22 protein-coding genes are annotated in these 18,904 nt (G+C 50.7%); 13 read left to right on the top strand and 9 right to left on the bottom strand.

The window, feature by feature from the left end:
• Positions 1–46: 46 nt before the first annotated feature.
• Together ubiE and NDI45_RS15485 are read right to left on the bottom strand one after the other, a co-directional pair.
• Entirely contained in the window at positions 47–763 is a 717-nt protein-coding gene (gene ubiE / locus NDI45_RS15490; RefSeq protein ID WP_190790094.1) for a bifunctional demethylmenaquinone methyltransferase/2-methoxy-6-polyprenyl-1,4-benzoquinol methylase UbiE, read from the bottom strand.
• A 176-nt stretch (positions 764–939) separates the two neighbouring features.
• Positions 940–1,857, bottom strand: a complete 918-nt coding sequence (locus tag NDI45_RS15485; protein ID WP_348247864.1) for a response regulator — start codon at positions 1,855–1,857, stop codon at positions 940–942.
• Positions 1,858–2,115: 258 nt separating this feature from the next.
• Here NDI45_RS15485 and NDI45_RS15480 point away from each other — a divergent pair, with 258 nt between their 5' ends.
• Positions 2,116–2,850 carry a M15 family metallopeptidase gene (locus NDI45_RS15480; protein ID WP_348247863.1) on the top strand — a complete coding sequence of 245 codons (735 nt, stop codon included), beginning with the start codon at positions 2,116–2,118 and terminating at the stop codon, positions 2,848–2,850.
• Positions 2,851–2,991: 141 nt separating this feature from the next.
• Here NDI45_RS15480 and NDI45_RS15475 read toward each other — a convergent pair whose 3' ends face one another.
• From NDI45_RS15475 to NDI45_RS15465, 3 genes are all read right to left on the bottom strand, one after another.
• Entirely contained in the window at positions 2,992–3,483 is a 492-nt protein-coding gene (locus NDI45_RS15475; RefSeq protein ID WP_190790091.1) for a hypothetical protein, read from the bottom strand.
• Between the two features lie 226 nt (positions 3,484–3,709).
• Positions 3,710–4,186: a TspO/MBR family protein gene (locus NDI45_RS15470; RefSeq protein ID WP_190790090.1), complete on the bottom strand. Its 477-nt coding sequence runs from the start codon at positions 4,184–4,186 to the stop codon at positions 3,710–3,712.
• A gap of 110 nt (positions 4,187–4,296) precedes the next feature.
• A complete protein-coding gene (locus NDI45_RS15465; RefSeq protein ID WP_190790089.1) occupies positions 4,297–4,434 on the bottom strand; it encodes a hypothetical protein in 138 nt (45 codons plus the stop codon).
• Positions 4,435–4,937: 503 nt separating this feature from the next.
• Here NDI45_RS15465 and NDI45_RS15460 point away from each other — a divergent pair.
• The 10 genes from NDI45_RS15460 to NDI45_RS15415 all read left to right on the top strand — a co-directional run bounded on the left by NDI45_RS15460 (position 4,938) and on the right by NDI45_RS15415 (position 13,308).
• Positions 4,938–5,456 (top strand): phycocyanin subunit beta, encoded by a 519-nt coding sequence (locus NDI45_RS15460; protein WP_190790088.1) that lies wholly within the window; start codon positions 4,938–4,940, stop codon positions 5,454–5,456.
• Between the two features lie 109 nt (positions 5,457–5,565).
• Entirely contained in the window at positions 5,566–6,054 is a 489-nt protein-coding gene (cpcA, locus tag NDI45_RS15455) for a phycocyanin subunit alpha (RefSeq protein ID WP_190790087.1), read from the top strand.
• A gap of 345 nt (positions 6,055–6,399) precedes the next feature.
• Positions 6,400–7,266 (top strand): phycobilisome linker polypeptide, encoded by an 867-nt coding sequence (locus tag NDI45_RS15450; RefSeq protein ID WP_348247862.1) that lies wholly within the window; start codon positions 6,400–6,402, stop codon positions 7,264–7,266.
• Positions 7,267–7,439: 173 nt separating this feature from the next.
• A complete protein-coding gene (locus NDI45_RS15445) occupies positions 7,440–7,700 on the top strand; it encodes a phycobilisome linker polypeptide (protein ID WP_190790819.1) in 261 nt (86 codons plus the stop codon).
• A gap of 139 nt (positions 7,701–7,839) precedes the next feature.
• Positions 7,840–8,688 carry a HEAT repeat domain-containing protein gene (locus NDI45_RS15440; RefSeq protein WP_190790818.1) on the top strand — a complete coding sequence of 283 codons (849 nt, stop codon included), beginning with the start codon at positions 7,840–7,842 and terminating at the stop codon, positions 8,686–8,688.
• A 98-nt stretch (positions 8,689–8,786) separates the two neighbouring features.
• Entirely contained in the window at positions 8,787–9,425 is a 639-nt protein-coding gene (locus tag NDI45_RS15435; RefSeq protein WP_348247861.1) for a HEAT repeat domain-containing protein, read from the top strand.
• Positions 9,426–9,491: 66 nt separating this feature from the next.
• The gene (locus NDI45_RS15430) at positions 9,492–10,331 is read left to right on the top strand and encodes a phycobilisome rod-core linker polypeptide (protein WP_348247860.1); all 840 of its coding nucleotides are present in this window, start codon (positions 9,492–9,494) and stop codon (positions 10,329–10,331) included.
• 232 nt (positions 10,332–10,563) lie between these two features.
• Positions 10,564–11,307 carry a phycobilisome rod-core linker polypeptide gene (locus NDI45_RS15425; protein WP_348247859.1) on the top strand — a complete coding sequence of 248 codons (744 nt, stop codon included), beginning with the start codon at positions 10,564–10,566 and terminating at the stop codon, positions 11,305–11,307.
• 368 nt (positions 11,308–11,675) lie between these two features.
• Positions 11,676–12,413: a phycobilisome rod-core linker polypeptide gene (locus tag NDI45_RS15420; protein ID WP_348247858.1), complete on the top strand. Its 738-nt coding sequence runs from the start codon at positions 11,676–11,678 to the stop codon at positions 12,411–12,413.
• 133 nt (positions 12,414–12,546) lie between these two features.
• Positions 12,547–13,308 carry a phycobilisome rod-core linker polypeptide gene (locus tag NDI45_RS15415; RefSeq protein ID WP_190790074.1) on the top strand — a complete coding sequence of 254 codons (762 nt, stop codon included), beginning with the start codon at positions 12,547–12,549 and terminating at the stop codon, positions 13,306–13,308.
• A 271-nt stretch (positions 13,309–13,579) separates the two neighbouring features.
• Here the strand turns inward: NDI45_RS15415 and NDI45_RS15410 are convergent, their stop codons facing one another.
• The 4 genes from NDI45_RS15410 to NDI45_RS15395 form a co-directional block, all read right to left on the bottom strand.
• On the bottom strand, positions 13,580–13,993 hold the full coding sequence (locus NDI45_RS15410) for a hypothetical protein (protein WP_190790073.1): 414 nt from the start codon (positions 13,991–13,993) through the stop codon (positions 13,580–13,582).
• 227 nt (positions 13,994–14,220) lie between these two features.
• Positions 14,221–15,048: a hypothetical protein gene (locus tag NDI45_RS15405; protein ID WP_190790072.1), complete on the bottom strand. Its 828-nt coding sequence runs from the start codon at positions 15,046–15,048 to the stop codon at positions 14,221–14,223.
• Between the two features lie 286 nt (positions 15,049–15,334).
• On the bottom strand, positions 15,335–16,138 hold the full coding sequence (gene nuoB / locus NDI45_RS15400) for an NADH-quinone oxidoreductase subunit NuoB (RefSeq protein ID WP_347277817.1): 804 nt from the start codon (positions 16,136–16,138) through the stop codon (positions 15,335–15,337).
• A gap of 141 nt (positions 16,139–16,279) precedes the next feature.
• Entirely contained in the window at positions 16,280–16,930 is a 651-nt protein-coding gene (locus tag NDI45_RS15395; RefSeq protein ID WP_348247857.1) for a 2'-5' RNA ligase family protein, read from the bottom strand.
• A 482-nt stretch (positions 16,931–17,412) separates the two neighbouring features.
• Here NDI45_RS15395 and NDI45_RS15390 point away from each other — a divergent pair, with 482 nt between their 5' ends.
• Positions 17,413–17,607, top strand: a complete 195-nt coding sequence (locus NDI45_RS15390) for a chlorophyll a/b-binding protein (protein WP_190790070.1) — start codon at positions 17,413–17,415, stop codon at positions 17,605–17,607.
• Between the two features lie 520 nt (positions 17,608–18,127).
• Complete coding sequence (gene crtW, locus NDI45_RS15385; RefSeq protein WP_348247856.1) at positions 18,128–18,901, top strand: beta-carotene ketolase CrtW; 774 nt, start codon at positions 18,128–18,130, stop codon at positions 18,899–18,901.
• The last annotated feature ends 3 nt before the right edge of the window (positions 18,902–18,904 follow it).

Here is an 18,904-nt window from a genome sequence, read left to right as displayed (position 1 = left end):
AAAAAGAAGGGGTAGGTAAAGGGGGATAGATCTTGAAGATAAAATCTTATTTCGTTGCAACGAGAACACCCATCATGCCACTGGCGATCGGATAGTGAACTGCATGGCAAAATCCGGCAGCTTTGGCAAGCGCAACCTGCTCAGACCCAAGCGGAAAGCGATCGAGGCTGGGATTGATGTAGGCATACTCGTCACGTAAGCCAAACTGGGCTGCCGCCGGAACCACGAGATGATCCAGATACCACTGCTGAAAAGTTCGCATCGTCGAGTTGCCAGCGCGATGAAAGTCCAGAATGGCAACTTTTGCCCCCGGTTTCAGCACTCGGTACAGTTCGCTCAAGCTTTTGGGAATATCCGTGACGTTTCGTAATCCGTAGCCCATTGTCGCTGCATCAAACGTTTCTGCTTCGAAGGGTAAATCGAGCGCATCACCTTCCTGCCAGACGATCGGTGCAGTGCGACTGCTGAGAACGGTTTTTTGATGGGCGATCTCAAGCTGGGCGCAGGCAAAATCCACGCCATAGACCTTTCCCATTCCGCCCACCTGCCGCGCAAGCAACCGAGCCAAGTCGCCACTACCGCAGCATACATCAAGGCAGCGATCGCCCACCTGCGCATCGCTCCATTTAACCGTCATTTGTTTCCAGACACGATGCAGCCCCAAACTCAGCCAGTCGTTGAGCTGGTCATATGCCGGGGCAATGCGATCGAACAAGGCGCGAACGTCTTGTGCAGGGGGCGGGGCGGGGGAAGGCGAAGTCACAGCGATGCAAAAATAACTACTCCTTGATCCTACACAGGAAGACTGGCTGCAAGCACAGTGAACCGCAACCGATAAACCCTACCTTTAACGGTGGAAAACCGAAGGAGAGACAAAGCCTCAGCCTTCGGTACAAAGAGCACGATAAAATCAGGAAAAAATTAAGCAGGAAAAGTTAGCTAGCAGGGCGGAGCACAGGTGAGGATAATGCCAACGAGCGTAGAAACCGCTTCTAGCAGCGTCAGATGATGGGGCTGGAGTGGGTAAGACTGCTGCCATTGAAGCGAAAGAACTGCCAAAACTTCATCGGATACCCGCTCCTTGGGCAGAACTGGAATTACCAGACGCAGCGGCACATCTGCTGTTTTGTCATTAGCAATTTGCAGGCTCTGCGTCTCGATTGCTGCCTGAACTAACGGATCATCGACCAGCTCATCCTGGGCTGCGGCAAGGTCTGACTCTTCCAGGCAATACACTCCGGCGGTGCTGAGCGTCTTCTGTTTAATTCGCTGCAAAACACAGCGATCGGCAGATAGCACACGACCACAGGCGGCAGCAACCCGCTGAAGATACTCCTGATGAGTCGAAGACTGCCCAATTTGAGCGATCTGAGTGAGCAGTGCTGTTTGAGCCTGTACCCAATGCAGTGCCTCAGTTCGCTGCTTGAGCTGCTCATAAGCCTCGGTTGCCCGATAAACGACCTGCTTGAGTTCCTCTGGTTCCCAGGGTTTGGTGATGTAGCGGTAGACCTGTCCAGAGTTGATTGCTTCAACCAGATCTTCAATATCCGTGAATCCAGTGAGAATAATCCGCATTGTGTCGGGAAACTGAGGCGTGGTACGGCTCAAAAACTCAGTCCCCTTCATTTCTGGCATTCGCTGGTCAGAAATAATCACAGCAACTTCACCCTGCTGCGCCAAAATCTCAAGAGCAACAACGCCGCTTTCTGCGCGTAGAACTTCGTACTCGCGTCGAAAGGTTCGATACAGCAGATCTAAATTATCGGGTTCGTCATCGACCACCAGCATCCTGGGTTTCTTCGATTGCTTCAGGCTCATGATTGCATGGTAAGCGTCAGGGGAAATTAGATTCGTCATAGGGCATGATCCGGGAGCGCAAGTTAGTTGCTTGCTTAACGCGAGGAGAGCTGGTTTAGGCTTACTGTAACAATCAGTTTTAGTTGGTGCACTGCGTAGATCTGCGGGATTCATGCAAGGAGGTTTACGATCGCTTCAACCCCTCGGTAATTTCTACAGGGGCTCACCGTTGCTCACTGTTAATTACCGTTACTTACTCCTGCTCACTGCCGCTCACTGTTAATTATTTTTAATTAACGCTGCTTACTGTTAATCGCCATGAAGCCCTATCAGCAAATTCCTATTCTTGAATGCGGCGAACCGCTCTTGCCAATTCCAATCGAAGCGTTTGCACTAGAGCAGCCCCATGCTTACATCAAGCTGGGTGCGCCCTACGGCAATAAGTCACCCTACTTTTTACGACAGGGTGTATTAAAGCAACTGCATCAGGCACAGACTTTGCTGCAAACGCTGCGGCCTGGCTGGCGAATTCAGATTTTTGATGCCTATCGTCCGATCGCGGTGCAGCAGTTTATGGTGGACTATACCTTTACCGCAACCCTGGCAGAACGCGGATTAACGCTTGCCCAACTCACCGAATCAGAGCAAGCCAAAATCTGGCAGGAAGTGTATCAATTTTGGGCAGTTCCCAGTGCGAACTCTGCCATGCCGCCACCTCATAGCACCGGAGCTGCGATCGATGTCACGCTGGTCGATGAGATGGGGCAAACGGTAGACATGGGTTCTGCGATCGATGAGCTGTCGCCGCGCTCCTATCCCAATCATTTTGCCGATATCGCAGTCTGGCAAGCCCGCAGTCCTGACGTGACTCTAGAAACAGCGGCTCGATTTCACGCCCATCGTCAGCTTTTGCAGCAGGTCATGGGAGAAGCAGGATTTTTGCAGCATCCTAACGAGTGGTGGCACTTCTCCTGGGGCGATCAACTCTGGGCATGGCAAATGCAGCAGGCTAATCCAAGGCGATCGTGGGCTGCCTGCTATGGCAGAGTTTGAGTTTGCTGTTCGTTTCAAAATTCCCCAAGTTTGAGGGATTTAGTTTGAGGGATTTAGTTTGAGGGATTTAAGGAGCAATGCAGGATTTCCGCGCCCTCAGCATCCTCTTAACAAACTCTTACAAATCGCCTACTGAATTCACTATTGAGGATTGGCACAATAGCGATTCACTTCTTCGACGAGCGGAGCTTCTTTGTCGGTCGCTGTTTTAAGTGAGTTAAAGGCTTGCTGAGCCGCCTGAGAATTGCTTGCAGTTGCACTAGAGACTAGTTCACGAGTTGCACCGCTAATTTCGGAATACATCGCGACAAAGCGAGATTTAAACTCGGTCAAACGCTGATCGCCAAATTCTAAAGCTTCCATTTCTCCCCGCGCTTGGTCTGCTGCTGCCGCAATTCGGTTCATCGCTCCGACGTTATTTGCAGGATTTGTCGTGGAATTGCCAGCATCGGGAGAAGCAGCCGTGCTCTGGGTGACGGACTGCACCTGAGCAACCGCCTCGTTCGCAACGCTAATGAGCTGATTACACTGAGAAACTTTTCCTTCGCTACAGCTTATGACTAAAAAAGCAACGGCAGCGATCGTCAAAGTCAACCAGATGCCCCTCCGCAAACGAAACAGAGAACAAACCATATCTACTTCCCCTAGACGGTTAAGAAACAGCAAGCACAACTTGCACTAATTTTGCAACAGTCTAGCTGTATTGCTCAGTATAGCCGCTTCATATGATAGTTCTCTTTGGCTGCGATACCTGTTTGCATCTCAGTCAAGCGCTTACAAGCTCTTGTATCAGCAAGTCATAACCGTTTCTTGCAGCGTTCGTTAAAACGATGTGCACCAATCCCTTCTAGCAGACGGCTCAAGCATCTGCCGGATTAAGCTGAGCCATTGCCCAGGTGGTGTAAGTGCCGATCGGACTCCAAAGCAGATAGGGAATGAGCAACACTGCTGCCCAGCCAGCGATCGGTAACACGAATAAGGTCAATATAATTCCCCAGAAGAACCCGGTTGCGCCAATGATCGCGCCCGTAATCAGGCTACGGCGAAGTTCCATTATTGGGTTATATGCCAGGGTGAGAATCTCCAGCAGCAAATAGCCGCCCATCAACAGCCAGGTTCTAGAACTGCCTGGATCTTTTTCCCACACGATATAAGCAGACCATGCAGCACAGATAAAAACCGTCGTCCAGATGAAGGGAATTGCTGCCTCAAAGGTAAGCCACCGGGGACGCCGCAGCCGCCTGAACCACTGAAGTCCTCCCGGCGGGTTGAGACTTCCCCCAATTCCTACAACTACCAGGGTCACTCCCCCAATCACCAGCCAGGACGGAAGCATAGAGTTATCCTTTCGCGATCGCTAATCGTTTTCAAGCAAACTTCGTTTCTCACGCTGCCAGATCAAACCGCTGTTGGAATCGCTCCAAGGAATTATCCTTTGCCTACCCACTACTGACTCACCGCCTCACCGCTATTTCTGACAAAGAAGAAATATTTATCCAGGCTGCTGTATCGCAGAATGCCTTTACCAAACTTAAATTCTACCGAAGGAATATGCTTCAAATAACTTAACACAATAGCTTCCACCAGTTTTCCTGATAAAACATGTGAATGCCTGTACTTCAAACCTTTCTCGCCATCGACTCAAAAAAAGCGCAATTTACACAACTTAATAATCTTTAGGTTGTGTGAAAAGAAAAGTAACGCTTTGTCGGAGTTAATTGCGTTGAAATGCTGATGAAAAGGGAATTCTCGCCGCTTATCTCTATTCCGAGACGGTTCTCAATAACTCGTAACAAATTCTGCCTCGACAGCATTGTATAAGAATACCTGGAGGGCAAAAATGACAGACTAATCGCTACCCAAGCTGCTTTGTACAACGCCTTTTGGTTTCTCATATAAATGTGAAGTTGTTCTCAGATTTCTCTTAGCTTTCCATTATGTTGAGATGAGGGCTGAGACAAACTAAGAGGTCAATCAGAGAGCTGAAGCGAATCTGTGATTTCTCCTTCAGGTTGCTTAGCCAGCTTGAACCTAAATCAGGTTTAATCCAAACCGAACTTAACTAAAACAATTAGGAGATTGAGTCCATGCTAGATGCATTCGCCAAGGTTGTTTCTCAAGCCGACGCTAAGGGTGAGTTCCTGAGCACTTCTCAGCTCGATGCACTGACCAGTCTGGTCAGAGAAGGCAACAAGCGTCTGGACACCGTAAACCGGATCACCAGCAATGCTTCCACGATCGTTGCTAACGCAGCTCGCGCTCTGTTTGAAGAACAGCCTCAGCTCATCCAGCCGGGCGGAAACGCATACACCAACCGCCGCATGGCTGCTTGCTTGCGCGACATGGAAATCATCTTGCGCTATGTGACCTATGCTACTCTGGCTGGCGATTCCAGCGTTCTGGACGATCGTTGCCTGAACGGTCTGCGTGAGACCTACCAAGCTCTGGGTGTTCCCGGTGGTTCTGTAGCTGCTGGCGTTCAGAAGATGAAGGAAGCTGCTGTTTCACTCGCTAACGACCCCAGTGGCATCACCAAGGGCGATTGCTCCGCATTGATGTCTGAAGTGGCTAGCTACTTCGATCGCGCTGCTGCGGCTGTTGCTTAATTTGTTCTTTGTCAGTGTCCTCGGTTTATTTGCTGTGTTCAGTGACCGATGACAAACCTTTGTCTCAACGCAAACATTTCAAGGATTACAAATTTAGGGAGATAATCACATGAAGACACCCATTACCGAAGCCATCGCTGCTGCTGATACCCAAGGTCGTTTCCTCAGCAACGCTGAAATGACCCAGGTGTACGGTCGTTACGAGCGTGCTGCCGCGTCTCTGGAAGCTGCTCGCACTCTGACCAGCAACGCTCAACAGCTGGTCGACAGCGCAGCTAATGCAGTGTATCAAAAGTTCCCCTACACGACTCAAACTCAGGGATCTAACTTCGCTGCTGATGCTCGCGGTAAGGCTAAGTGCTCTCGCGATATCGGCTACTACCTCCGCATGGTAACCTACTGCCTCGTTGCAGGTGGTACGGGTCCCATGGATGAGTACCTGGTTGCTGGTTTGGACGAAATCAACCGCACCTTTGACCTGTCTCCGAGCTGGTATGTGGAAGCTCTGAAGCACATCAAGGCTAACCACGGTATCACAGGTCAAGCTGCTGTTGAAGCAAATGCCTACATCGACTACGCGATCAACGCTCTAAGCTAATTGATCGTGCAGCCCGGAAAGGTATGCGGTTGCTGGTTGTTTGCTAGCGATGGTTTATCTTTCCGGGCTTAGTGTATCTACAGGTATTCGAGTATTTGAGAATGTTCGTCTATCTGAAGATATTTAGGGGAAAGGGATGAGGAATGGAGGATGAAGGGCAAGCCTGCTCGGAACCCCAAACGATCGGCTCTATTTTCCTTCAATTAGAAAATGCTGTATTGCCTTTTTAAAATTTAACTCGCAATTTGTTTCATTTTCCTTTCCTTCTTCGTTCCTTAGCCTCGTCTTGCTTGTTGGCATTCTCGCTCTGTTAAGACAGAACAGATAAGTTGGAGGAGATAACCTATGGCTGTGACAACAGCAGCGTCCCGGTTGGGCACGTCGGCATTTAGCGATTCGGCACGGGTAGAACTGCGTCCTACTTCGACCAGGGAGGATGTAGAAAATGTGATTCGTGCCGTCTATCGGCAGGTGTTGGGCAACGATTATTTGATGAAGTCAGAGCGTCTGACCAGTGCAGAGTCTCTGCTGCGCGATCGCAAGATCTCAGTGCGAGAGTTTGTGCGCTGCGTGGCGAAGTCAGAACTGTATAAAGAGAAGTTCCTTTACCCCAACTTCCAGACGCGCGTGATCGAACTCAACTACAAGCATTTGTTGGGTCGCGCTCCTTACGATGAGAGCGAAGTGATCAATCACCTGGATCTTTACGAGAACCAGGGATTTGATGCTGAGATTGATTCCTACGTTGATTCGGAAGAGTACCAGTCGAACTTCGGCGAGAATATTGTGCCCTACTACCGGGGCTTCGATGTTCATACCGGGTCGAGAACGGTAGGTTTTAACCGGATGTTCCGTTTGTATCGTGGCTATGCCAACAGCGATCGTGCCCAAACCGAGCGCAACAACTCGCGTCTGGCACGGGAACTGGCGCAAAATAAAACTTCGTCGATTATGGCTCCTTCGAGCAGCAACGGCGGTTGGTCCCACTATCGGGCATCAAACGATGTTGCGCCTGCAAAGTGCCTAGGCGGCTCGGTTGCAGGTGACGAAGCCCGGATGTATCGCTTGGAAGTGGCGGGACTGCGAGGCTCTGGCTATCCCAGTGTTCGGCGTAGCAGCACAGCATACCTGGTTCCCTACAATCAGATGCTTCCCAAGATGCAGCAAATCCACCGTCAGGGCGGCAGGATTGTGAGCGTTTCGCCTGCGTAATCCGTCTGTCAGGCTAGCATAGCGTGTTGGGCGATGGGTTTTAGGGTCGCTTTTCCCATTGCTCTGGTTTATTCCTCAGGTGAGCCGCTGCTTTGGAGAAAAGGGGTTTAGCCTGTCGCTCTGCACGCACTTCAGCTTTTATTTCAACAGCTCATTCAGGAGGTATTCGACTCATGTTTGGACAAGCTGCGGTTGGTGGTTCAGCAAATAGCCCCTCTGGAAGCCGGATGTTCCGTTATGAGGTGGTCGGTCTGCGTCAAAACGAAGAAAACGATCGCAATAACTATTCGATTCGTCGGAGCGGCAGCGTGTTTATCACTGTGCCCTATAACCGGATGAACGAAGAAATGCAGCGCATTTTGCGAATGGGCGGCAAGATTGTCAATATCGAGCCTTTGTCGGCAGAAGAGTCGGCGCAGGCGTCGGCAAATTAATTGGGCAGCGGCAGTCAGCCTGCCGTTTCCCCAGTGGGGGAGGTGCTTTGCAACGATTCAGCTTTAAGGGTCTTGATCTCACTCGTTAAGCTAAATCGCTTCTAGGCGGGCAGTTTGCCTGCATATTGGTGCGTGTTTCATGCTGGAATCTTCAATCGATCGGAATAATCCTTCTGAGCCCGGCGGCTCCCCAGGCGACCTCACAATCGAACAGGCAATTGCTAATTTGACCCATCCTGACCTGAGCTTGCGGTACTACGCTGCCTGGTGGCTGGGCAAATTTCGCGTTAAAGAGCCTGCGGCAGTCGATGCGCTCGTTACAGCCTTACAGGACGAGTCCGATCGCACCGAGTTGGGCGGCTATCCGCTGCGACGAAATGCGGCAAGGGCATTGGGTAAGCTAGACGATCGACGGGCGGTTCCGGGGTTAGTAGCGTGTTTGTCCTGCGAAGATTTTTATGTTCGCGAGTCAGCCGCACAGTCTTTAGGAATGCTTGGCGATGCGTCGGCAGTTCCAGCTCTGTTGCCACTTTTGCAAGGCGGTCTGGAGGCGGCTCAGCCTGTTCCGGGTCGTCCTCACTTGGCAGAACCGATCGAGGCAGTCATGGAAGCTCTGGGGGCACTCGCGCCCGGAACCCCGTGGCAGCAAGAAGCAATCGACTTTATTCAGCCTTTCCTAGCTCATTCGCTGGGACGAGTACAGTATGCCGCTGCCCGCGCCATGTATCAGCTCACCGATGAGGCGCAGTATGGCGATCGATTGGTCGCTGCCCTTTCCGGAAGCGATATCAATTTGCGTCGCGCTGCGTTGTCTGACCTGGGAGCGGTAGGCTATCTGCCTGCGGCTGAAGCAATTGCCACGGCTGCCGCTGAAAATAGCTTCAAGCTGTTCTCGTTGAAAGGCTTGCTGGAACATCAGGTTCGATCGGGAGCTGCTCTGTCGCCGGACGCGCTGAAACTGATGGATTTGATGGACAGTTTGCTGTAGCAAGCGGGATATCCTCCCTACAACAAACCTGTCAAATTGGCTCACTCGTTTAAGTCTCTATTCCCGATTCCTCACCTTTTCTGATGTTTTCTTGCCCGATGACAATCTCTAACTCCGTTAATGTCCAGCCGCTGATTGATGCGATCGATCAGGCAGATTCGCCCGAACGATTGGTTGGTGCGGTGCAGGCATTGGCAGCAGCCCAGCAGGAGGCAGGCATTCCGACGCTGATTCGCGCTCTGGGATTTAATAATCCGGGGGCTGCGGCGATCGCAGTGCGGGGTCTGGTGCAAATGGGTGCGATCGCGGTTCAGCCCTTGCTCAATCTGGTGGACGACTACAACTATGGTGCAAGAGCCTGGACGATTCGGGCACTAGTAGGTATTGGCGATCCGCGTGCGCTAGAGGTATTGCTGGCGGCAGCTGAAGCAGATTTTGCGCCGAGTGTGCGGCGGGCTGCAACTAGGGGACTCGGTTCTCTTTGCTGGGACTGGCTCCCTGAAGACAACAGGGCATCGGTTCAAGAACAGGTGATGACCTCGCTGATAAAAATTAGCCAGGACTCCGACTGGTCTTTGCGCTATGCAGCAATCGGGGCACTAGAGGTACTGGCAGGTGCAGCCAATTCTTTGCATCCGGCGATCGAACAGCAGTTGCGGCAAATTGCGGAGCAGGATGCAGATTTAGCAGTACAGGCAAGAAGCCAGAAAGCACTCCAGGAACTGGTAGGCAAGTAGCTAATTTCCACTCCCTACTCCCCCTTTCCTACTCCCCCCTTTGTACACAAAACACTAGGTTAAACAATGTCGATCCCTCTTCTCAAAGTTACTCCTAAGACCCAAAATCAGCGCGTGGAGGGCTACGATGTCCCCGATGAGGACGACCCTACCCTTTACCGCCTGAGCTACGCCATCTCGGACACTGACGTAAACGAGATCATCTGGGCAGCTTATCGGCAGATTTTTAGCGAACATCTGGTTCTGGAAAGCTATCGCCAGCCTGCGCTGGAATCTCAGTTGCGGAACCGGGCGATTTCAGTGCGAGAGTTCATTCGAGGGCTGGGCAAGTCGGACGTATACCGCGATGAGATTGCCGACCTGAACTCGAACTATCGCATTGTCGATCTCACCTTCAAGCGGTTTTTAGGACGGGCATCCTACAGTAAAGATGAGCAGATTGCTTGGTCGATCGTGATTGCTACCAAAGGACTGCACGGCTTTATTGATGCAGTGGTGGACAGCGACGAGTACAGGCAAAACTTTGGCGATGATGTGGTTCCTTATCAGCGTCGCCGGATGGAAGGTCGCCCGTTTAACCTGACCAACCCGCGCTATAGCGACTACTGGCGGAACCGAATGCTGGAAATGGAGCTGCAAACTCGCTCCTACTACCAGGTACGGCAGTATCAATCCGGCAACCTCGATCGCAAAGTTATTCGTCAAGCAGTGTCGCCGATGTTCTTTAACATGGCGCAGTCGCTCCTGATTCCGCAGCAGGATTCGCAGCGGGACGTGGCGCGGGCAACTTCCAGCACGATTAAGGTTCCTGATTCGAGCCGCAGTGCAGGTGAAGTAAAGCCGACGGTGAAGGCAACCAATGTGGCATTGCCCTACCGCTATCTGTACAACATGCCAAAGGTTTAGAGGAGTTTGTAGGTGGGTGGCAAGACGGTTGAGATCCCTTAAATCCTGCTTAAAAAGGGAGAACTTTGAGCCGTACAGCCTCCTATTTGCTTAAGGGCTATCTGCATCAGGTAATTACCTCTTTATAAAAGGGGGACTAGAAGGGATCTTCAGCCCTTCTCACATCCACCCGCCTTTCCTCATCGGCTCTCATCATTTACTTTTATTCCTTTATTTCCTCTTTAGTAACACCATGACCATTCCTCTGCTTGAATACACCCCCTCCTCACGGAATCATCGAGTTCCGGGCTATGAGGTTCCTGGTGAAGACACGCCCTACGTCTATCGGCTTGAAGACTGCACAGATAACACGGATCTGGAAGCAATGATCTGGGCAGCTTATCGTCAGGTTTTTAGCGAGCACGTTATCCTGCGCAGCAGCCGTCAGAGTGATCTGGAGTCTCAGCTCAAGAATCGATCGATCACCGTACGCGACTTTGTACGAGGTCTGGCAAAGTCAGAAACCTTCCGCAGATTGGTAGTGGAAACAAACTCCAACTATCGGATTGTGGAAGTGTGCCTGAAGCGATTGCTGGGTCGTGCTCCCTATAACGAAGACGAGAAGCGTTCCTGGTCGATCAAAATTGCCACGCTTGGCTTTGATAGCTTTGTGGATGCGCTGGTAGACAGCGAAGAGTACAGCACCAACTTCGGCGACACGACCGTTCCCTATCAGCGTCGTCGCTACAAGGATCGTCCGTTTAACCTGGTGACACCCCGCTATGGCGACTACTGGCGCGATCGCCTGGAAACCGAGCGGTATAAGTGGGGCGATGTGAAAAACTTCCTGGACATGGCGCGATCGATCAAGATTACGCCGAAGCAAATGACTCCGGTGAGTACCAAGAATATTCAAATTCCTGATACCAGCCGCGACACCAAACTCCAGGACACGCGGGTTTCGATTAGCACCACAGCGGGCTTTCCGGTACGGTAAAGGGTGAAATAGAGCAGTTTGAGCACCAGTCAATTGATTCAATTCATCGATTAATTGAATTGATGGATAGGGTTGAAGACATGGAAAGCGGAACGATCGCATGAATCATTCTGCGAATCAAACACTCTGACCTTTTCCTGCTCCAAGTTACTCGTTTGCTGAATCAATTCTGTCAGGGTAGTTTGCGGACTGCCCCGACCTAAGGGATAAACGTCCCCGAATATCACACCTGCACTCAAGAACGTCTTTGACTGAATCTCTTGCCTGCTGCCTGGAGAAACTGAATTCGATCGCCGCAAGAGATTTCTACTGCTCCTCCGACATCGAACATTTAGACTCGTTCATTGCAGTTCATTAGGAGAATCGGTATGACTTTGCCTCTGCTTGAGTATAAGCCCACTACCCAGAACCAGAGAGTTTCCAGCTTTGGAACGGCTGACCTGAACGAGGACACTCCTTATGTTTTTCGCCTGGAAGCCGCAACCACACCTATTGAGCAAGAAGCTCTGATTCGCGCTGCCTATCGGCAGGTGTTTAATGAGCAGGAAATGCTCCAGTTTAACCGTCATGTTGCGCTGGAAACGCAGCTTAAGAATCGATCGATCAACGTGCGCGATTTCATTCGGGGACTGGCAAAATCTGAGCGGTTTTATCGGCTAGTGGTTGAACCAAACAATAACTATCGCCTGGTCGAAATCTGCCTGAAGCGATTGCTGGGACGTGCGCCCTACAATAGCGAGGAAGAAATCGCCTGGTCGATACAAATTGCGACGAAGGGCTGGCATCAGTTTGTTGATGCGCTAATTGACAGCGAGGAGTATACTCGCACCTTTGGCGATATGGTCGTTCCTTATCAGCGGAAACGCTTAAGCGATCGCCCCTTTAGCTTTACGCCTCGCTATGGAGCCGATTACCGGGACAAACTGCCCCAGCCAAAGCCATACGTGCCAACCCCTCGGTTTGAGCTGGATTTCGATCGACCCTTTGACCTGGCTCGATTCCTAGCAGGGATTAACTGGGGGCGTGTGAGTGGAGTGCTGCTGCTGCTGGTTCTGGTTTGTACGATCACGCTGCTCGCCTCCAGTCTGACAGGAGCAATTGGCTAAAGCCAGAGAAGCGGCTAAGGCTATTCATTTCGCGCCATTCCACGGGATAATAAGCCAAGGGAAGCTGCGCCGCACAGCCCCAAAATGAGATAACCCGATTTTGCACATCACGATTACACAAGGGAGATCTAGCATGGCATTGCCCTTGCTTAAATACAGACCAACCACACAAAATCACCGTGTTGAGAGCTTTGGCACGGCAGATCAAAACGAAGATACACCTTACATCTATCGCCTTGAGGATGCTGCCTCCGCTTCGGAGATGCAGGAAGTGATCTGGGCTTCCTACCGTCAGGTGTTTAGCGAGCATCAAACGCTCAAGTTCAACCGTCACTCTGCGCTGGAGTCTCAGCTCAAGAACCGGGCGATTACGACACGCGATTTTATTCGTGGCTTAGCCAAGTCTGAGCGGTTTTACAGCCAGGTCGTTGAGGTCAACGATAACTATCGTCTGGTCGATATCTGCCTGAAACGGCTGCTCGGTCGTTCTGCCTACAATGAGGACGAAAAAATCGCTTGGTCGATCAAAGTGGCAACGCTGGGCTTCTATGGCTTTATTGATGCACTGCTCGACAGCGAAGAATATACCCAGGCATTTGGCGACAACACCGTGCCTTACCAGCGCAAGCGGATGGAAGGTCGTCCGTTTAATCTAGTGACTCCCCGCTACGGTGAGGGCTTCCGCGAAACCGTAGGAACCGTCAAGACCGACTGGCGTTTTGTGGTGGAGAAGTTTTACAACCGCAAATTCCAGGAGCGTCAGTTGCAGGAAGGCGATCCGCGCAAGTATCGCGACATGGCATCTTCGATCGGTGCAAAAGGGAACTATTCCCAATCTTTGCGGGCATCGGATATCGACTACTTGAACAAAGTGCCCTACCGCGGTAAACGCTAAGGTGTTGCGTTGAACTGATCACTCGCCGATCGTTCTGATTATTTATTTGCTGGGTCTGGCTACTCTCTAGATTCGATCGCCTTTTGTAATCTACAGAAGGTTTTTGAGTCAGGGAGCAGCGAGACCCAGTTCTAGTTTTAGCTCTAGTTTAGAGATTTGCAGCAAATCACAAAAAGCAGCAGACCTAAAAAAGGGGCAGTTGCCCCATTCATAAATCACAAATTGCACGGATCAGTAGAAGGACAAAATCAAACCCAAACAAATTTATTCATTAGGACTGGTGGTGCATTTGCTGATCGATGTAAAAATTTAATGCTTCTCGTCCCATTTGTTTACCAATGCGTGACCAGAGGAATCCTCCAGCAAGCGGGGTTACGAGCAGCGTAATGATCCAGGCAAACACGGTTGATACCCCAACAGTCATGAGGGTGGCTGCCAGCCCAACCCCTATACCCAGCAAAACGCCCGCAAAGGGAAAAGCTACCTGAAGCCGAATCCAGCGCGAGAAAGACCCAACATTGGGGTTTTTGTACCAGCGTCCCATTTCGGCGCGAACCGATGCAGCGAAGGCTAAGCCGGATGTGAGGCAAATAAATAAACCGGCTGCCAGCAGAAAATAGGGAGGTTCGGAGAGTTTGGCACTAAAGAAGTTTTCAAGCTGATTAGGGTCAACAAAGGAATTCATAATGCAATACCAACACAGCAAAATAAGGTTGACAAAGGCAGAGTGAAAATTTCAATGGGGTGGGCAGCTGTTCACTAACCCACCCTGCTTAGACCCGTGAGCGATCGGTAATTGCTGGCTGTTCTACTTAGATCAGCACTTCAGATCAACCCACTGAACCAATCAACAAAACACAACAAGCGAAAGAATTAATCCTGAACCATCCGCTGTTTGTTTTGTTGTCTTTTTTAGAATCTGGAACCCGGTCGCGTGGATTCAGTTTCACGATGGACAGTTGCCTGACGAGATTTGCGCGTCAAGCCAATTAGTCCCAGCAGACCGAGTAAGCCTAACCAGCCCAGGTTGTTATTTCGATCGCCACGGACGTTTCGATAGGTCGTGGTCGTCGTGGTTGTCGTTGGACTTTCAGTTACAGGGCTGGGAGAAGCCGTCGGTGAAATAATCACCGTGGTCGAAGAATTGCCGGGCGTTGTGCTGGTCGTGCCGGAGCCGGAAGTGGTTCCAGAGGTTCCGGTCGTTTCGTTCGTTCCGGGTATTCCAGAGGTTCCGGTGGTTCCGGTGGTTCCGGTACCTGTTGTGCCAGTCGTTCCCGTGCCAGAGGTTCCTGTATCAGAAGTGCCAGAAGTCCCAGAAGTGCCAGACGAACCGGGAGAAGTCAGCGTTCCGGTGGATCCAGGTGCGATCGAGGGGCTATTGGTTGAGCCGCCCGTCCCGGTTCCGGTTGCCCCAGTCCCTGTTGAGCCAGAAGTGCCAGAAGTCCCAGTCGTTCCTGGTGAGCCATAGGTGCTACCTGCTGTCCCGGCTGAGCCAGAAGTGCCAGAAGTTCCGGTCGTTCCTGTTCCGGTCGTTCCTGTTCCAGTTCCAGAGGTTCCAGTCGTTCCTGTTCCAGTTCCAGAGGGTCCGGTGGTTCCCGTAGTGGTTGCCGTTCCAGAGGTTCCGGTGCTACCTGCACCACCTGAGGTTTGTGCCAGCCCAGTAGTTGTGAGCGGAAATGCGAGTAATCCGATCGCAAACGTACTGACCCAAACTTGATTTTTTAGATTCGTTCGATTCATTGCTGTCTTTTTCCTCTTGTCAATCTTCGTATCAATCGCCGGATTGATTGCGGTTTAGTTCAGCGATTTGATCGACGCACAAATTCCTGACTCAAGCTGAAAATTTGCCGATACCGCAGCTTTTTCACGTTGAATTAAAGTTCAACCTTTCTACGATTGCAATCAAAATAACAAAACCGATCGCCTCATACGTCTACCGAGAGAACTGCATGGTTAAGCGATCGGTTATATCAAAAGGAACACTACTGTACACCAGAGCGATGTACTGATAGTTGAGCAAGGGAATTTACATGTCTTCTACGGAACCCTCGACTCTAGAAGTATCTAGATTGCGCTCTTCGCTGCGAATGCGCTCACTGCCGCGGAACACCTGAGTTTGCAGTGCAGGCGGCATTTCTGTGCCCAGTGCTGCCGCAATTTGCTCAGGCGGCTTATTTCGACTGTCAGCTCGCAGGTAGTTGCCGTCGTGAATTGCTGAAATTGGCTTCATTTTATGGGTGGTGGTGTAGTAACGATGCGTTTGACCTTTCACCCCACGTTCCTGCACCGTTTCTGCCGAAATTTTCTTTCGCAGTTTGATGATCGCATCCATGATTGCTTCTGGGCGCGGCGGGCAACCGGGAATATAGACATCGATCGGCAAAATCTTGTCTGCTCCACGAATCGCTGTTGGCGAGTCTGCGCTAAACATCCCACCTGTGATCATGCAGGCTCCCATCGCGATCACGTATTTCGGATCGGGCATCTGCTCATACAGGCGCAGGGTCGGCTGTGCCATCTTCATATTTAGCGTACCTGCCAGAATGATCAGGTCTGCCTGTCTCGGAGAAGCTCTGGGGATCAGACCGTAGCGATCGAAGTCAAAACGCGAACCAATCAAGGCAGCGAACTCAATAAAGCAGCAGGCGGTTCCATACAGCAGAGGCCAAAGACTCGAAAGTCGCGCCCAGTTGTGCAAATCGTCTACGGTCGTCAGAATGACGTTTTCCGAAAGCTGCGTGGTGATACTTGGATAGGTGGCGGGATTCACAATCAGATCTGAGCCACTGGGTTCAGACGGTTGACCCGATCGAGACGGATTGGTCATCATAACTGCACTTATACGCAGAGAGAGGCGATCGAAAAAACGCAGATGACTTCCAGCAGTCGCTCGCTTCATCGCAAAACTAAAAAGCAAGACTTAACCACGGATAGGCAGCCGCCTCTCTACCCTATTTGCTATGTCCGGGTTTTACCTTCTATCCAAAGGGGTAGTTCCAGCCTCAGCACAATGCGAACCTGTTTCTCCATTAGGAGAATTGGACTGAAACTCAAACGCTTCAACCAGTTCCCAGGGTCCACCTTTGTAGTACCACAGCAACAGCCCTTCACCAAACCCGCTCAGCGGTTGCCACGCTCTTGCAGCCTGTTCGTATTGGAGTTTAGCCACCTCAGGCGAAACCTTGTTTTGAATCGTGACGTGCGGCTTGTACTTTTGCCGATCCTGCGGCGTTAACTCTGAGTGCCAGTCCGCCATAAGCTGGTGCTGCAACTGTATTAATTCGGGAGCCTCGATCTCAGCCGCAAAGCCCCTGCCAAGAAAGCGCAGCGTCGGAAAAGCCAGGGGAAATCGAGCCGTATTCGCACAGGCGATTTGCAGCGTCTCGCGGATGCTGGTTTCCTGATTCCCGGGGAGGGCATGAAACAGCGTTACGTGGGCAGGCAAAAAATTGCGATGGCTGGGGAAATATTTCTGTCGGAGTTGATTGAGCCGATCGAAGCTAGCGGAATCCAGTTTGAGCGTTAGCACGAGCGGCAAGGCATCGATCGCGCTGGCAGGGAAACTGCCTGGCATTGCCTGCTGATTAGAATCAGGGGCATAGAAGATAGGTTGATGAGCCATGTTGGGAGGAGCTTTTGCTGAAATTGGCTAGAGTGCTTGAACCTTGAGTGCCTGAACAGTAGTTGCTCAAATAGCTGCTGCGCTGTAAAGCTTTGAACCAGTGTTTTCCAGAGAAAAGGATGATCAATCACCCAATCCTTACTTCACCAGCAAACTTTATTTCTTCTTTATTTTTAACGTTGTTTTTTACATTAATTCTGACACCGACATCACACCAGCGCTAATGATTACTCCTTATTTACGCAGCAGTTCTATAAGAGTGAATAAGCCTGTTGGAAGATGAAGCAATGCCTCTATAACCAGGGCGACATTAAAGTAAAACTCCTCATTCTTTAGGCTTCTCGAAGACAAGCACAGGTTAGAACTCTAGACAGACTGCAAACATCAAAACGGTAAACTAGGATGAACTCATCAATCGTAATTCGATTGCACCCGATTTCAACAAGTACGAAGTTAACAAGCACAACCTAAGGAGCTTAATCATGGAAACTCGTTCTACCGATCTACCCCCCGTTGCTAAGGCTTACAACCAGGTCGACCGCAATGCTTTTGTCTTCGGCTGGAATCCCCAGGCAGAATTGTGGAATGGTCGTTTAGCAATGATCGGTTTCGCTGCATACCTGCTGTGGGATCTGGGCGGTTATAGCGTCGTGCGTGACCTGCTTCACCTGTCCTAATACTTTGATTCGGGACTCATCAGATAGGGTGATGAAAGGTACCAGTTCTTTCAATATTGTGAACTGAAAAAAGTAGATTTGCGAAGCAATCAAAGGAAGAAACAAGTCAGTCTAGCAGGGTTGGAACGCAACTTTAATCTGGCTAAAGACCAATGACTTGCTTTATTGCTCTATCGCCTTTTGCAATTAGCAAATCCTAAGAAAGAACTGGTACGTCCTGAAGCAGAGCTTTGGTTTTATTCAACCTACAAATTTTGCTTATCGATCGCGTCCTTCAAAAATCATTGCCTTGAGTCCCTGACTAGAGAGGCAGGAAACCAACAGAGAGATCGCTAGTTTGATTGATTGCGATTGGCTTAGGGCTATGCTTAACTATTTATGTTAAGTTTTGTAAATAAACTCAAGCGATCCTTACAAGCAACCCTTGATAGAGACGAAATCTCCCTGGTAGCTATTCCAGTAGAGATTATTTCAGTAGAAATTGATTTGGTAGAGATTCAGTAGAGAAAGGAGTAGAAGATTGACTGGCGCATCGTACAACTATCCGCATCCAAGTGAGATTGAGCAAAAAGCCGCTTCCGAGTCATCGCTGGCGCTCATAATCGCGCTTGGGGTTATTGGCATCTGGGCAGCCAGCCTCATCGGTCTGCTCTCGCTTAATCTGAATCAAATCCCCGGCTGGGTTATCCCGGCAATGATGCTCTGGCAGATGTTCCTCTACACGGGACTGTTTATTACTGCCCACGATGCGATGCACGGCGCGCTTTTCCCATCGAATATTAAAGTGAACAACACGATCGGAACGCTGTGCGTGTTGCTCTACGGCTTATTCTCCTATAAGAAGCTGCTGAAAAAGCACTGGATGCACCACCACCATCCGGCTAGCGAACTTGATCCCGATTTTCACGACGGCAAGCATAAAAACCCGATCGTCTGGTATCTGCACTTTATGCAGGGTTACTGGAGTTGGCGGCGGCTAGTTGGGCTGATGGTGATTTTTAACCTGGCAGAGTTCTGTCTGCACATTCCTGAGAAAAATTTGGTGCTGTTTTGGGTCATTCCGTCGATCGCAAGCTCGCTTCAGCTCTTCTTCTTCGGGACGTTTCTGCCGCATCGAGAACCCGAAGGCGGTTATCCCAGTGCCCATCGTGCCAAAACTTTCGCACTACCAACCCTGCTCTCGTTCCTAGCTTGCTACCACTTTGGCTATCACGAAGAGCATCATGAGTATCCGCGTGTTCCCTGGTGGAGGCTGCCGAAAGTCCATCATGCAAGACTGCAAAATGCCCTGTAGCCA

It is taken from the genome of Leptolyngbya sp. GB1-A1, assembly GCF_039962475.1.
Lineage (GTDB): Bacteria > Cyanobacteriota > Cyanobacteriia > Elainellales > Elainellaceae > Leptolyngbya_A.
This window is presented reverse-complemented; position numbering and strand designations above follow the sequence as displayed.